Origin of the sequence: Microbacterium bovistercoris (assembly GCF_003387575.1) — a bacterium.
Lineage (GTDB): Bacteria > Actinomycetota > Actinomycetes > Actinomycetales > Microbacteriaceae > Microbacterium > Microbacterium bovistercoris.
In genome coordinates, this window is the sequence record NZ_QUAB01000044.1 from 1 (window position 1) to 15184 (window position 15184).

Here is a 15184-nt window from a genome sequence, read left to right on the forward strand (position 1 = left end):
CGGAACTCACGGGGATAGGGCTTGGGCATGATGACATCCTCCCAGCGGCACCAGTCGGCACCACAGATCAGGTGTCACCTATCCGTGCAGCAGACCCGACATGCTGGGAAGATGAGACCGTGCCCGATTCCGTGCCCGACATCAACAACGGCGACTCCGCGACCTGGCGCGTCCTCGACCGCTACCGCGAGCTGGAGCTGCAGCTGGCGATCCTCGGGCATCATCTCAGTGCCCAGGTCGGGCTACGACCGGTCGACCTGCAGTGCTTCAACCTGGTGCACCGTCACGGCCCAGTCACGATCGGCGACCTGTCACGAATGCTCGCCCTTCGGCCGGCGACCACGACCGGCATCGTCGATCGCCTGGCGGAGCAGGGCTGGGTGACACGGGAACGCTCCGACGCCGATCGGCGGACGGTGTACGTTCGCGCGCTTCCCGATCACCTTCCGCGGCTGTTCGGCCTGCTCTCTCCTCTCGGCGAGGACCTGAGCACGGCTTTCACCGGGCTTGACGAGGACGCGCTCCGCATCATCGCAGACTTCCTCGACCACGCCGCCACGGCTACGCGACGGGCGAACGAACGACCCGCCTGAGGCGCCACGCCGATAACACCGGTCGGCGAAAAAGAAAAAAGCCCCCGGGTGGAGCCGGGGGCTTTCGTAGCAGGAGCGGGGCTTGAACCCGCGACCTCACGATTATGAGTCGTGCGCTCTCACCAACTGAGCTACCCTGCCACGGGCACTCGGATTCCGAGTGCTGCGAGCCCCGAGTCAGGATTGAACTGACGACCCCTTCCTTACCATGGAAGTGCTCTGCCACTGAGCTATCGGGGCATGTTTCCCGTCTCCGGGCAACCAGGAAAGCCTAACATCCCGGAGGCCTGATCAGGAAATCGGACCGACCCCTTCGTGTCGTCCTGCGTTCGACTTCAGCCAGGGCAGCGGGTCGAAGGTCGATCCGTTGCGGAGAAGCTCGAAGTGAAGGTGTGCGCCGAAGGAGTGACCGGTGTTGCCGACCAGGCCGACGATGTCGCCGACCTTGACCTGCTGGCCGGTCTTCACGCGGATCGAGCCGTGCTGCATGTGCGAGTAGTGGCTCGTGATGACTTTGCCGTCGATCATGTGGTCGATGTAGACCGTGACGCCGTAGCCGCCGCCGTTCTCGGTCGCCTTGCGCACCACGCCGTCGGCGATCGACTGGATCGGTGCGCCGTTGCCGGGCACCAGGTCGACACCCTCGTGCATCTTGCCGCGGCGCATACCGTACGGCCAGGTCATCGCGACACCGACGGCGAACGGCCACTGGATCGCCGCTGTGGTGTCGTTCGTGTACAGGCTGTTCGAGTACTTGATGCCCTCTTGGGCAGCGAGGTCGACCATCGACATCGACGAGAACTCGCCGGAACGGGCGACGGGCTCGCTCTCGACGTCAGACGGCGCGACGAACGCCTGGATGTCTTCCTCGGCAGCCTTGCTCTGCGGCGTCTCCACAGCGGTGAGCGAGGTCACGGACTGTGCACCGTACCCCTGTGCCGCGGCGACCGCCTCGGAGGGCAGCGTCATCGAGACGAGCATCAGCCCGGCGAGGCTCATCACGCCGAGGGAGGCGCCGGCTGCGACGATCTTGCGACCGAAGCGGCGACCACGGCGCGGTGCGACATGCTCTGCACTCGGCTCGTCGTCGGATTCTTCAGCGACGGATGCCTCCGGAGCCGGCTCGGCGGCCTCTGCGAGGTCGTCCCCGCTGAATCCGAAGGCCTCTGCCGCCGCAGTGAACGCGTCGACGGAGGAGTCCGCGCGGAAGTCGCTCGCGTTCGGCCCGGTCGCGAAGGCGTATCCGGATGCCGGCGACGCGGAAACCTGCTCCCGGCGCGAGTCTGCGGAGGCTGCCTGCTCAGCTGCGGCGCGCTCGGCACGAGCCTGCTCAGCCGCGCGAGCCTGCTCAGCGCGAGCCTGCTCGGCGCGAGCCTGCTCGGAGGCGAGGCGCTGTGTGTGCGCCTCGGCGGCTGCCTGCTCAGCGGCGGCCAGCTCTGCAGCCACGCGCGCAGCCTCCGCTGCAGACCGCTCAGCGGCAGCACGCTCAGCAGCAATGCGCTCGACACGGGCCTGCTCGGCCGCCTGCGCCGCGCGAGCCTGCTCAGCGGCGATCTGCTCGGCACGAACCTGTGCGGCCCGAGCCTGCTCGGCAGCAGCCCGCTCGGCCGCGACTCGCTCGGCGTATGCCTGCTCCGCGGCAGCCTGCTCAGCCCGGGCCTGCTCGGCCGCGAGCTGCTCCGCCGCAGAGGGCTCCTCGATGACCAGCCGCTCGGTCTTCAGCTCGGCTGCGGCGACCGGCGCGATCGGCTCGGCCTCCACGATCGGCTCGGCCTCCACGCCCTGCTCGGCATCGACGACAGGCTCAGCGGGAACGGAAGATCCACGGCCACCGGCATCCGACATCGCCGCCCGCCAGGGCGCGGCATCCGATGCCGGGGTCGGCAGGGTTCCCGCGCGACGTGCCCGGCGGCCGAGGAACGGCTGCTCGGCAGTCGGCGACTGCACGACGGGAACCTCGCCGGTCTGGCGTTCGCGCGCAGCGCGACGGGAGATCGGAGTAGCCGGCGACGTCACCTCGGGCGCAGACTCTGCAGGCACCGCGCGGCGTCGGTCCGACCGACGCTCGGGGGCAGAGCCGGTCTCAGGGGCATCGAAGGGCAAAGGTAATCTCTCGGGTCGCGCGTCAGACGGGGGGGGACTCTCGCTCGGGTAAACGAAAGTAACGATCGGGTAAACGATACCCGGTTCCGGCTGGGAACACCATGAGCGCCGGCCAGAAATGTGGAGCTCCCTTACGAATCAGCCGTCGGCGAGCAGTGCTCCGAGCCTGGCGTGCACATCGCTGCCGCCGGCATACAACAGCGGCCGCCGGGCATCCAGGTCGATGCGCGTCACCGCTCCCCCGGCCTCGGCGACGAGGATCGCCCCGGCCGCGAAGTCCCACGCGTTGAGCCCGCGCTCGAAGAACCCGTCCAGACGCCCGGCCGCGACGTAGGAGAGGTCGATCGCCGCGGAACCCATCCTGCGCAGGTCGCGGGCCATGGTCATCACCCGCCGCACTGTCGCCAGATCGCCGTCGTGCGTGGACGGGTCGTAGCCGAACCCCGTCGCCAGCAGCGCCCCCGCAGGAGTCTCGGCGGTCACCGCCAGTCGCACGCCGTCGTGCCACGCACCTTCGCCGCGGACGGCCGTGAACAGCTCGCCCAGCCCGGGCGCGCAGACCGCGCCGGCGATACCCGTCCAGGCCTCGGGGTCGGGAGCACCCTCCACGACAGCGATGCTCACCGAGTACGCCGGAATCCCGTAGCTGTAGTTGACCGTACCGTCGATCGGATCCACGACCCAGGTGTAGCCGCTCGCCCCGCCGGCCGCGCCGGACTCCTCGCCGAGGAATCCGTCATCGGGGCGCTCCGCCGCGAGCCGCTCCCTGATCAGCGTCTCGACCTCGCGGTCGGCCTCGGTCACGATGTCGGCGAGCGTCGACTTCGTGGCGGCGAGGCGCACTCCCTCGCGACGCCGGCGTTCCGCGAGCTCCCCCGCTTCGCGGGCGATCTCCGCGGCGAGCGTACCGAGTTCGATGTCGGTCATGCGTTCCTCCTGGTCGGCCGGACCTCCAGTCTCCCGCACCCCTGTCACCGATGCAGGCACGAACCCGACCGGACCCGCCGACACCCGGGCATCCCGCCTGCATCCGTGACCAGCAACCAGCGGGCGGAGCGCCTCAGCGGGCGGAGCGCGCCGCGAAGGCCGCGACGCGCGCCTGCGCCTCCGGCGTCTCGAAGGATGCGCCGATCGAGAGCGCCTCCTCCTCGAGCTGTTCGTGGAACGTGCGCTCCGGCTGCGAGCGCACCAGGCGCTTCGCGTGCCCGTAGGCCCCGGCGGCGCCGGCCAGCCAGAACCGGGCGATCTCCTCGGCACGAGCCTGCACGGCGGCGGCCTCGGCTGCAGCATCCGTCCCCTCCGCGGCGGCGACCGCCTCGGCGACGAGGCCCCACTCGACGGCCTCGGCCGCGCTGAGCATGCGGTCCTGCAGCACGAGCTGCAGCGCACGGCGCTGACCGACCGCGCGGGCGAGCTGCGCCGACACCGACAGGTCGGGCGTGAGGCCGATGTTCGCGTAGAGGCTGCCGAGCTTCGAGTGCGCGCCGACCACGGCGTAGTCACTGCAGAGCAGGATGCCGAGGCCGCCGCCCGCGGTCGTGCCGTGCGCAGCGGCCACGACCGGCTTGGCCGAATCGGTGAGCGAGCGGATGCCCTCGTTGATCACGCGGGCGAACGCGGTGATGTCCTCGCCGGAACCCATCTCGGTCGCCATGTCGAGCACGTCGCCGCCGGCGCAGAACGCCGGACCTGCGGCATCGATGAGGATGGCGCGCACGTCGTCACGGGCGACGGCCTCGGCCGTGGCATCCCGCCAGGCGTAGGCGAGATCGCCGTTGAAGGCGTTCAGCCGGGCCGGGCGGTTCAGGGTGAGCCGTGCGAGGCCCTCGTCGACAGTGAACAGGATGGGCTCGCCCATTGGCGTCTCCTTCGATGCGTAGGTGAGCCTCCAGCGTATCCGCGGGACTGAGTCGCCGCATCCATGACACTCAGTCCGCAAGTACCCGGACGACGAGGTCGTGCATCCGGCGGCGGGTGCCGTCCAGCCGCATGTCGACCTGGCCGGGCGCGAGCACTTCGTTCGGAGCCAGCGGATGCGCGAGCCGCACGTTCTCGTGGCACGACAGGTCGGCGCATACGTAGGTGCCGACCGTGTCGCCGCGGCGCCCGCGATCCCCTGCCCGACGTGCGGCCCACAGCGCGACCTGGTTGCCGGGCTGCATGGTGTGGCAGATGTTGCACATGCCCGAGCGGGTGCGACCGGCGCCGCCGGACTGCAGCACGATCCCGACGGTCGCACCCTCGTGCTCGATCAGCACGTATCCGCGACGCGTGGACGACGGATCGCGCCAGGCGAAGAAGTCGAGGTAGTCCCAATCCGTGAGGAGGAAGTCGTGCGGCAGTTCGATCAGTCCCAGCTCGTCGCCTGTGGCGTTGACGAAGGATGCCCGGACGTCGGCCTCGGTCAGCGGATGCATCGACTCAGTCTATGCACGCCCTCCCGCGCCGTCGGTGAGTCACCCCGTCACGTCGAACACTCCGTGCGCGCCGCGCTCGGCATCGATCATGAAGTGCGACACGAACGGGTAGTGCCCGGCCTCGGGGAAGGTCAGCTCGACGAACCCGCCCTGCGCGGGCATCAGGCCGAGAGCCTGTGAACCCGTGTCGGCAGACCTGTTCAACAAGTACCGGCCCTCGGCCCAGACGGTGTCGAACTGCCCGCCGATCACATGGAAGCTCGATGACCTCTCTATCCCGGCATCCAGCACCCACACGCGCACCCGCTCGCCGACCGTCGCCGGCAGCGGCGCGTGGTCGTACTGGTTCGCGTAGCCGTTGAAGACGACGAGATCGGGGTTGCGCGTGGCGATCCTGTCCAGGTCGACCTCACCGCCGTCGTGGTCGCCGAGGTAGTACTCGCCCTGCACCAGCACATAGCTGCGGTCCACCGCCGGCCGATCGTCGGGCTCGATCACGACCGCGCCGTACATGCCGTTGGCGATGTGCGCCGTCATCGGCATGGTCGAGCAGTGATACATCCAGATGCCGGCGCGCGTCGCGGTGAACGTGTACGTCAGGCTCTCGCCCGGCACGATCGTGCGCATCGGCCGATCGGGCGCCAGCGAACCCGCGTGGAAGTCGATCGAATGCCCCATCGTGCCGTCGTTCACGAGCGTGATCTCGAACGTGTCGCCGACCCGGCCGTGCAGCACGGGCCCCGGCGCGGTGCCGTCGTAGGCCCACAGCGTCTGCGTCACACCGGGCGCGACCTCGGTCTCGACGTCCCGTGCGGTCAGCGTGAGTCGGCGATGCGCCGGTCCGGCGGATGCCGGCAGAGCCGGCAGTCCGGCATCGAAAGGCGTGAAGTCCTCACCCGGGTCCGCCATCAGGTCGATGGGCGCGGATGCCGCGTGCTCGCCATGCCCGCCGGCATCCGAGGTGCCAGCATCCGAAGACGAGCCGGACGCACCGGTCGCGACGATCGACATGGTCATGCCCATCTGCCTGTGCCCGATGATCGAGCACCAGCCGTCGAGATCCTTCGCGATCACGCCGACGTCGATGGTCTGCGACTCGCCGGGTGCGAGCCGACCCCCTGCGACGCCGTTCGCGAAGACCAGGTCGTGCACCTGCTCCTCGTCGGTGTTGGTCAACTCGATCACCAGCCGCGTGCCCGCCGGAACCTCTATGCGGCTGGGCGTGAAGCGCATGTCGGCCGCCTCGACCTGCACGGTCTTGACCGGGGCATCCGCATCGCCGGTCGGTGCCGCCGACCAGCCGAAGCCGGCCGGATCCGCCGCGGCGGGCACGGCGACGGCCAGCACCACGGCCAGCAGGCCGGTGACGGCCTGTCCGGCGCGACGGCCACGCGGACGCTCGCCCTCGGGCACGATCGGGCCGGTGTGCGTTCCGCTCAAGGTCATCCCTACGGCCTTAGCCCGGCGCTGCGCGCGCATCGCGAGGAACATGATCGGCAGGAACGACGCCATCGCGATCAGATAGAGCACGGATGCCACCACCCGCGACAGGCTCGACACGGGCAGCGCGCACACCGCGAGCGCGGCATTCGCGACCGTCACCCGCCACGCAGCTCCGCGGTCGAAGGCAGCCGTGCCGATCCGCACCGGGGTCGGTCCGCCGCCCAGCACCACGGGCACGAGATAACTGAGGGCGCCGAGCAGCACCTGCGCGGCGAAGCCGGCGGCGAGGTACGGCACGATGCCGTCGAGCAGTGCCGAGACCGCGGCGAACCCCGATCCGTCGGCGAAGGCGATGACCGTGCCGGCGATGAGCATCGCGACGGCGCCTGCCCACCAGATCAGCGCCATCCCGACCGACATCGCCGCGAAGCTGCGCGGCGGCTTGCTCCTGGCCACCCTCCACAGGGAGATGCCGATCACGACCAACCCGCCGAGGTAAGCCGCCAGGCCCAGCGCCAGCACCGGCAGCCAGGCCAGCGCCGCGCCGAGGGCGGCGACCGAGACTCCGGCGGCGAGCCACGGCAGCGCACGCGCCGCGCCGTCGGCGGCGTGCGCGTCGGCGCGGGTGCGCAGGACCGTCGGCCACAGGGTGACGACGGTGCCCGCGACGGTGAGCCCGATCCAGCCGAGCACGTTGATCAGGGCATGCGCGAGCACGAGGTTCGGCAGGTCGCCGCCGCGAGCCAGGACGGCGCCGATGGCCGCGCCGACCATGAGCAGCGCGGCCGAGACGATGTAGTACCGCACGGTGCGGCCGAACCGGCCCGGCATGCTGCGCCGTGCACGGCGGATCAGGCTCGCACCGTGCCAGCCGACGGCGACGATGAGGGATGTCGCGCCGACGAGGGTGATCGGCCAGATGCTGCTGAGCACCCCGGCGATCACGAGTGCCGCGCCCGCGTTGGACAGGATCAGCCGGATGGTCTGCGTGCGAGCATCCGTCGGTGTCGGGCGCCCGCGCAGCAGCGCCCACGAGAAGTACTGGCTCCAGGTGAGGATCGCGTGCGTGACCGCACCGACCAGCAGCAGGTGGATCATCAGCCAGCCCGGCGCAGGCAGTGCGCGGTGCGCGACGGCGGCGACGATCGTCAGCAGCAGCCACACGGCAGTCGGGATGTCGCGCATCGGCTGGAACCCGCGGTTCCTGCTCCCGGTCGAGCGCCCGTCGTCTCGCTTCGCGCGCTCAGGACCCGCGGGGCTGATGCCACCGGTCGTTGAGCGCCCGTCGCCCCCGCGCGGGCCGGGCATCACGACGCGACCTGCAGGTGCAGGATGCAGGCGCCGTCGGCGGCGAAGGGCAGAAGCTTCGCCGTCGCTACGGCCGCACGGCTGCGGGCGAGTCCCTCGATGAGCCCCTCGTGCACCGCGCACACCACGTCGGACCGCCGGGATGCCGCGGCGAGCAGCGGGCAGTTGCGCAGGAGAGTTCGCTCCTCGGCATCCGACTCCGCCGGATCCGGGGCGAACCCCTGCTCGCGCATGACGTCGAGCACGAGGGTGCGCGCATCGCCTTCGGCGCGGTCCTCGGCGAGCCGAGCACCCCAGGTGCGTCCCACGTCCTTGGCCTCACGCGCCGGATGCGCGCTGGTGTTCGCGAGCCCCTCGGCGAGGGCGACGGCGAGCCCCGCGTAGGGCGCGGCGGCATCGTCGCGAACCGCGCGCCAGCGCAGCGACGGACGCCCACGGCCGGACGGCGCCTCCTTCTCACGCGCGATGTGACCGTCGGCGAGCAGACGCTCGAGGTGACCGCGCACGGTGTTCTCGTGCAGGCCCGTCGCGGCGACGAGGTCAGCCGTGGATGCCGGGCGCGCCTCGATCTCGCGCAGGATGCGCTCACGGCTCGACGAATGCCGCCTGTCCCCTGAGGTCCTGCGGCGGTCTTCTCCGGCACTCAGCCTATTTTCCACGGGATCTATTGTAATAAACTCGGCCGCGAACCCGCATCCGGGTGAGGACGGAGAAAACCCATGGCGAACATCGAGATCCATCGCTCACGGTCCGAGGCCGTGGATCAGAGCCCGATGGCCGGCTGCACCTGCGGCGAGCATGACGAGGAGCTGCCCGAGCTCGACGTGCAGACCATCCCGCACGCGATCCGGCACGCGGCCGTCTTCGGAGCGATCGAATCGCTCCGGCCGGGAGCTGCGATGGTGATCTCGGCCACGCACGACCCGGTGCCGCTGCTGACTCAGCTCGATGCCAAGCACGGCGCGCAGTTCCACACGCGCTATCTCGACGAGGGTCCGGAGTGCTGGCGCGTCCTGGTGCGCAACGCGGGCTGAGTCCTCCCGCACCGGCGCGCGATCCCGCGGGTTCTCCACAATCGTGAGAGACCCGCCGTCCGCTGTCGGCCGTAGTCCGTACTGTCAATGGCGAACCGCACGACGCCGGAGCAGAATGGAGGCATGTTCGTGTCACCGGACGTGATCGGAATGATCATCTCGCTCTTCGCCTTCGCCGTGGCGATGCTCGGCGGAGTCGCCTGGCTGCTCGGCAACCAGACGAAGAGAATGGACGCGCGCTTCGATCAGGTCGATGCCCGCTTCGCGCAGGTCGATGCCCGATTCGACCGCGTGGACAACCGCATCGACGGCCTCGACACACGCCTCGGCCGCGTGGAGAACGAGCTCGTCGAGGTGAAGATCGCCATCGCCAGGATCGAGGGTCCGGAGCGCCGACTGCAGCGCCTCTGAAGCCCGCATCCGACTCGATTTCCTGCGCGGCGCAACGGCGGGTAATATGATTTCTCGCGCCCCCGGTTGGCTGTTCAAGTCGGACGGGTGTGCATGGCGAGTTGCCCGAGCGGCCAAAGGGAGCTGACTGTAAATCAGCCGCGGAATGCTTCGGGGGTTCGAATCCCTCACTCGCCACCCAAGAAATGAGACCTCCGCTGTGCGGGGGTCTCATTTCGTTGACCCGTCAGCTGCCCTGCACTCCGCGCTCCGACTCGGCCAGCGACTCGGGCGTGCGGAGCAGACCACCCTCGGAGCGGCAGGTCGCGGCCGCGATCAGCATCGCGCGCTCAAGCAGCGTCCGCCAGTCGGCCTGTCCCGAAGGGCGTCCGTCGACCAGCCCGGCGGCCACCGCGGCCAGCGTCGCATCACCGGCCCCGACCGTGTCGACGATCCGTCCCGGCAGCGTGGCGATCGGAGCCTCGACGATCCCGGAATCCGTGTCGAGCACCGCGCCGGCCGCGCCGGCGGTCGCGAGCACCGCGTGCGCTCCGGCGGAGCGCAGCCTGGTGCGCAGGGCATCGAGGTCGCCGTCGTAGAGCAGCGCGGCATCATCGGCACCGACCTTGACGAGCCCGGCCCGCGCCGCGAGGCGCTCGAAGCCGTGCACGAACTCGGACCGGTCCGTCAGCATTCCGGCGCGCGGGTTCGGATCGATCACGAGGGTCGCGTCACCGAGTGCCTCGACCAGGGCTTCCGTCTCGGCGGGGACGTCGAACGGGAAGCAGCTGACCACCGCGATCCCCGCATCCGCGATCGCCGCACGCGCCTCGTCGCCATAACGGATGCTGCGCCGCTGCGCGGCGTCGTTGAACACATACTCCGGCTCACCGTTCTGCGCACGCCGGACGACGGCGCGCGAGGATCCGAGCGGAGCGGGGCTCTCGATCAGGGCGACGCCGTGGTCGGCCAGATACTCGCGGATGTGATCCCCTGCCTCGTCCGCCCCGACCATCGCGATGAGCGTGACCGGGACACCGAGCCGGCGCAGCCCGACCGCGACGTTCAGTGCCGCGCCGCCGACGAGCTCCCGCACTCCGCCGGCATCGTGGATCTCGTCGATCAGCGCGTCTCCGATGACGACCGCGCCGCGTGCCGATCCCTGCTCCTGCATCATGCGGCGAGACTATCGCGCCCGCCGACGCGGACAGCGCGTTTCGCGCGCGGAGAGAGCACCGACCCGGCGCTAGCCTGTGGCCATGAGAGCCGCGCGCGTGTTCGCGATCGCCGCCGCCGTCGCGGCATCCGTCCTTCTCGCGGGCTGCGCGCCCGCGGCATCCGATCCCGGCGGAGCCGGCAAGACGACCTCCTCGACGACGAAGAGCACGGATGCCGGCGACAAGACGCCCTCGCCGTCGGCGACGCCGACGCCGACGGTGAAGCCTGCGGCGATCCCGAAGGACTGCCGCAAGGTCCTCAACGATGACGTGCTCGCCCAGCTGAAGGACGTACCGCTGAACGACAAGGCCTTCGGACCCTCCGGCACGCTCGACGACGGATCACTCAAGTGCATCTGGGGAGACCCGCAGGCCGACACGACGGGCCTGACGACCACGATCCAGCACAAGCGCAGCGGAGCCGCCCTCGATCAGCTCAACGCCCTCATGGCCGACGGGTTCACCTGCTACACGCCCGACGAGGGCACTCGCTGCGAGAAGATCTGGAAGAACGAGACCTACCCCGTCACCGACGGGCGCACGCTGTTCTACCGCCAGGGCGTGCTCATCGACACGCAGTACTCGAACCTCGCCCCCAAGGGGTACACCGACGCGATCATCGCGAGCATCTGGGGCTGAGTCCCGGGAACGACGAAGGCCCCGACCCCTCCGAAGAGGGGCCGGGGCCTCATCAGCTCAGCACTCAGTTATATCGCGACTTCGTCGCTCTACAACTTCAATCGGCTCGGCCGGACGAGCAAGCTCGCCGGCTCTCGCCTCAATCAGTTGTAAGTGCCGGGCGTGATGTCGTCGGTCGAGAACGCGTCGAAGTCGACGTAGCCGAAGTCGCCCTCGGCGTACGCGCCGTCGGATGCGAAGATCCGGTTCGGGTAGCGCTCGCTCTTGGCCTCCTCGGTCGCCTCGACCGTGATGTCACGGTACTTGGCGAGACCGGTGCCGGCCGGGATGAGCTTACCGATGATGACGTTCTCCTTGAGGCCGACCAGCGGGTCGCGCTTGCCCTCCATGGCGGCCTGCGTGAGCACGCGGGTCGTCTCCTGGAAGGAAGCCGCCGACAGCCAGGACTCGGTCGCCAGCGAAGCCTTGGTGATACCCATCAGCTCCGGACGGCCCGACGCCGGGCGCTTGCCCTCGGACACCGACTCGCGGTTGATCGACTGGTAGCGCTTGAGGTCCACCATCTCACCGGGCAGCAGGGTCGTGTCGCCGTGGTCGACGACGGTGACCTTGCGCAGCATCTGGCGCACGATGACCTCGATGTGCTTGTCGTGGATCGGCACACCCTGCGAGCGGTACACGCCCTGCACGCCGTTGACGAGGTAACGCTGCACCTCGCGGGCGCCCATGACGCGCATGACCTCCTTGGGGTCGAGCGTGCCGACCTGCAGGGGCTGACCGACGGTGACGTGCTGGCCGTCCTCGACGAGAAGCGTCGCACGCTTCAGCACCGGGTAGACCACCTCTTCGTCACCGCTGTCGGGCGTGAGGATGACCTTCTTGCCCTTGTCGTTCTCCTCGATCGTGATGCGGCCGTCGGCCTCGGCGATCGGGGAGGCACCCTTCGGCGTACGAGCCTCGAAGAGCTCCTGCACACGGGGCAGACCCTGGGTGATGTCATCGGCCGAGGCCGAACCACCGGTGTGGAAGGTACGCATCGTCAGCTGGGTACCGGGCTCACCGATCGACTGGGCCGCGATGATGCCGACGGCCTCGCCGATGTCGACGGTCTTGCCGGTCGCGAGCGAACGGCCGTAGCACTGCGCGCAGACACCGACAGCCGAGTCGCAGGTCAGCACGGAGCGGACCTTGATGGTCTCGACACCGGCCTCGACCAGCTTGTCGATCAGCACGTCGCCCACGTCGTCACCGGCCGAGGCGAGGACCTCGCCCGACTCGTTCACGACATCGGATGCCAGCGTGCGGGCGAACACCGAGTTCTCGACGTTCGCGTCGCGGACCAGCTCGCCCTGCGAGTTCGGAGCCGCGATCGGCAGCTCGAGACCCTTGGTCGTGCCGCAGTCCTGCTCACGGATGATGACATCCTGCGAGACGTCCACCAGACGACGGGTCAGGTAACCCGAGTCGGCGGTGCGCAGAGCGGTGTCGGCCAGACCCTTACGGGTACCGTGCGTCGCGATGAAGTACTCCGCCACCGACAGACCCTCGCGGTACGAGGAGATGATCGGACGCGGGATGATCTCACCCTTGGGGTTGTTCACCAGACCACGCATACCCGCGATGTTGCGGATCTGCAGCCAGTTACCACGAGCACCCGACGACACCATGCGGTTGATGGTGTTGTCGATCGGGAAGTTGGCCTTCATCGCGGCCTGGACCTCGTCGGTCGCCTCGGTCCAGATCTTGATGAGCTCCTGACGACGCTCGGCGTCGGTGGTGAGACCCTTCTCGTACTGCGACTGGACCTTCGCGGCCTGCTTCTCGTAGCCGGCCACGATCTCCGCCTTGTTCGGCGGGGTGAGGATGTCGCTCAGCGCCACCGTGACACCCGAACGGGTGGCCCAGTAGAAGCCGGCGTCCTTGATGCGGTCCAGCGTCGCCGCCGTCTCGACCTTGGGGTACTCCTCGGCCAGCTTGTTGACGATCTGCGACAGCTTGCCCTTGTCGGCGACCTCACGCACGAACGGGTAGCCCTTCGGCATCGCGTCGTTGAAGATCGCCTGGCCCAGCGAGGCGTCCACGAGGCCGTGGCGCTCGTAGCCCTCGGGAGCCTCGCCCTCGAGGAAGGTCAGACCCGGGATCCGGATGCGGACCTTCGCCTGCAGGTCGAGCGTGCCCTCGTCGCGGGCCAGCATGGCCTCGCCGACCGAACCGAACGCACGGCCCTCACCGGCGGCACCCGGGGTGACGGTGGTGAGGTGGTGCAGACCGATGATCATGTCCTGCGAGGGCAGGGTGACCGGACGGCCGTCGGACGGCTTGAGGATGTTGTTCGACGCGAGCATCAGCACGCGGGCCTCGGCCTGAGCCTCGACCGACAGCGGCAGGTGCACGGCCATCTGGTCACCGTCGAAGTCCGCGTTGAAGGCGGCGCAGACGAGCGGGTGCAGCTGGATGGCCTTGCCCTCGACGAGCTGCGGCTCGAAGGCCTGGATACCGAGGCGGTGCAGGGTGGGGGCGCGGTTCAGCAGCACCGGACGCTCGCGGATGATCTCCTCGAGCACGTCCCAGACCTCGGGACGGGTGCGCTCGACGGCGCGCTTGGCGGCCTTGATGTTCTGCGAGTGACCGAGGTCGATCAGGCGCTTGATCACGAACGGCTTGAACAGCTCCAGAGCCATCTGCTTGGGCAGACCGCACTGGTGCAGCTTCAGCTGCGGACCGACGACGATGACCGAACGGCCCGAGTAGTCGACGCGCTTGCCGAGCAGGTTCTGGCGGAAGCGACCCTGCTTACCCTTCAGCATGTCGCTGAGGGACTTCAGGGCGCGGTTGCCGGTGCCGGTGACGGGGCGACCGCGGCGGCCGTTGTCGAACAGGGCGTCGACGGCCTCCTGCAGCATCCGCTTCTCGTTGTTGACGATGATCTCGGGGGCGCCGAGGTCGATCAGACGACGAAGACGGTTGTTGCGGTTGATCACGCGGCGGTACAGGTCGTTCAGGTCGGAGGTCGCGAAGCGGCCACCGTCCAGCTGCACCATCGGGCGCAGCTCCGGCGGGATCACCGGAACGACGTCGAGCACCATCGCGGCCGGGCTCATGCCGGTCTCGAGGAACGAGTTGACGACCTTCAGGCGCTTGATCGCACGGATCTTGCGCTGGCCCTTGCCCTCGGCGATCTGCAGGCGCAGCGACTCGGCCTCGGCGGCCAGGTCGAACGCCGCCAGGCGACGCTGGATCGACTCGGCGCCCATGTAGGCCTCGAAGTACTGACCGAAGCGGTCCTGCAGCTCGTGGAAGACGTCGTCCTCGGGACGAAGCGAGCCCACCTCGAGCGTGCGGAAGTCCTCCCACACGCGCTCGAGCTTGGCGATGGCCTCGTCCGCACCCTTCCGGATGAGAGTCATCTCCTTCTCGGCGGCGTCCTTGACCTTCTTCTTCTGGTCGGCCTTGGCACCCTCCGCCTCGAGAGCGGCGAGCTCCTCCTCCAGCTTGGCCAGGCGCTCCGCGATCTTGGCGTCGCGGCGGTCGCCGAGCGTCTTCAGCTCGAGGCGGATGTTGTTCTCCTGCGTGGCGAGGTCGCGGTGACGAGCATCCTCGTCGACCGAGATCACCATGTAGGCGGCGAAGTAGATGACCTTCTCGAGGTCCTTCGGCGCCATGTCGAGCAGGTACCCGAGGCGCGAGGGCACGCCCTTGAAGTACCAGATGTGCGTCACGGGCGCGGCGAGCTCGATGTGGCCCATGCGCTCACGGCGGACGGAGCTCTTGGTGACCTCCACGCCGCAGCGCTCGCAGACGATGCCCTTGAAGCGGACGCGCTTGTACTTGCCGCAGGCGCACTCCCAGTCGCGGCTGGGTCCGAAGATCTGCTCGCCGAAGAGGCCGTCCTTCTCGGGCTTGAGCGTGCGGTAGTTGATCGTCTCGGGCTTCTTGACCTCGCCGTACGACCATCCGCGGATGTCGTCAGCGGTCGCCAGTCCGATCCGAAGCTCATCGAAAGTTGTTGCGTCGAGCACTAGTTCTCCTGTGTCGAAATT

At 69.2% G+C, this 15184-nt stretch carries 12 protein-coding genes and 3 tRNA genes; 5 read left to right on the top strand and 10 right to left on the bottom strand.

Features of this window, described 5'->3' with window-relative positions:
• The first annotated feature begins 119 nt into the window (after window positions 1–119).
• Window positions 120–593 (top strand): MarR family winged helix-turn-helix transcriptional regulator, encoded by a 474-nt coding sequence (locus DY023_RS11550; protein ID WP_181905830.1) that lies wholly within the window; start codon window positions 120–122, stop codon window positions 591–593.
• A 67-nt stretch (window positions 594–660) separates the two neighbouring features.
• Here DY023_RS11550 and DY023_RS11555 read toward each other — a convergent pair.
• From DY023_RS11555 to DY023_RS11590, 8 genes are all read right to left on the bottom strand, one after another.
• Window positions 661–734: transfer RNA gene (locus DY023_RS11555), tRNA-Met, on the bottom strand.
• Between the two features lie 27 nt (window positions 735–761).
• A tRNA-Thr gene (locus tag DY023_RS11560) sits at window positions 762–833 on the bottom strand.
• A gap of 51 nt (window positions 834–884) precedes the next feature.
• Window positions 885–2540 (bottom strand): M23 family metallopeptidase, encoded by a 1656-nt coding sequence (locus DY023_RS11565; protein ID WP_147303302.1) that lies wholly within the window; start codon window positions 2538–2540, stop codon window positions 885–887.
• Between the two features lie 294 nt (window positions 2541–2834).
• Entirely contained in the window at window positions 2835–3623 is a 789-nt protein-coding gene (locus tag DY023_RS11570) for an inositol monophosphatase family protein (protein ID WP_116242497.1), read from the bottom strand.
• 133 nt (window positions 3624–3756) lie between these two features.
• Window positions 3757–4554 (bottom strand): enoyl-CoA hydratase/isomerase family protein, encoded by a 798-nt coding sequence (locus DY023_RS11575; protein WP_116242498.1) that lies wholly within the window; start codon window positions 4552–4554, stop codon window positions 3757–3759.
• A gap of 70 nt (window positions 4555–4624) precedes the next feature.
• Complete coding sequence (locus DY023_RS11580; protein WP_116242499.1) at window positions 4625–5113, bottom strand: FBP domain-containing protein; 489 nt, start codon at window positions 5111–5113, stop codon at window positions 4625–4627.
• Between the two features lie 39 nt (window positions 5114–5152).
• Window positions 5153–7741, bottom strand: a complete 2589-nt coding sequence (locus DY023_RS11585) for a multicopper oxidase domain-containing protein (RefSeq protein WP_116242500.1) — start codon at window positions 7739–7741, stop codon at window positions 5153–5155.
• 122 nt (window positions 7742–7863) lie between these two features.
• Complete coding sequence (locus tag DY023_RS11590; RefSeq protein WP_116242501.1) at window positions 7864–8523, bottom strand: helix-turn-helix transcriptional regulator; 660 nt, start codon at window positions 8521–8523, stop codon at window positions 7864–7866.
• Window positions 8524–8583: 60 nt separating this feature from the next.
• Between DY023_RS11590 and DY023_RS11595 the strand changes: the two genes are divergently transcribed.
• The 3 genes from DY023_RS11595 (at window position 8584) to DY023_RS11605 (ending at window position 9486) form a co-directional block, all read left to right on the top strand.
• Window positions 8584–8898 carry a DUF2249 domain-containing protein gene (locus DY023_RS11595; protein WP_116242502.1) on the top strand — a complete coding sequence of 105 codons (315 nt, stop codon included), beginning with the start codon at window positions 8584–8586 and terminating at the stop codon, window positions 8896–8898.
• A 123-nt stretch (window positions 8899–9021) separates the two neighbouring features.
• Window positions 9022–9309, top strand: coding sequence for a response regulator (locus DY023_RS11600; protein ID WP_116242503.1), 288 nt, complete (start codon window positions 9022–9024; stop codon window positions 9307–9309).
• Window positions 9310–9404: 95 nt separating this feature from the next.
• Window positions 9405–9486, top strand: a tRNA-Tyr gene (locus DY023_RS11605).
• Window positions 9487–9535: 49 nt separating this feature from the next.
• Here the strand turns inward: DY023_RS11605 and DY023_RS11610 are convergent.
• On the bottom strand, window positions 9536–10465 hold the full coding sequence (locus DY023_RS11610) for a carbohydrate kinase family protein (protein WP_116242504.1): 930 nt from the start codon (window positions 10463–10465) through the stop codon (window positions 9536–9538).
• A gap of 82 nt (window positions 10466–10547) precedes the next feature.
• Here DY023_RS11610 and DY023_RS11615 point away from each other — a divergent pair, with 82 nt between their 5' ends.
• Complete coding sequence (locus DY023_RS11615) at window positions 10548–11144, top strand: hypothetical protein (protein ID WP_116242505.1); 597 nt, start codon at window positions 10548–10550, stop codon at window positions 11142–11144.
• A gap of 143 nt (window positions 11145–11287) precedes the next feature.
• On the opposite strand, the gene rpoC is transcribed toward DY023_RS11615, so the two are convergent.
• Window positions 11288–15163 (bottom strand): DNA-directed RNA polymerase subunit beta', encoded by a 3876-nt coding sequence (gene rpoC, locus DY023_RS11620; protein WP_116242506.1) that lies wholly within the window; start codon window positions 15161–15163, stop codon window positions 11288–11290.
• Window positions 15164–15184: the final 21 nt, after the last annotated feature.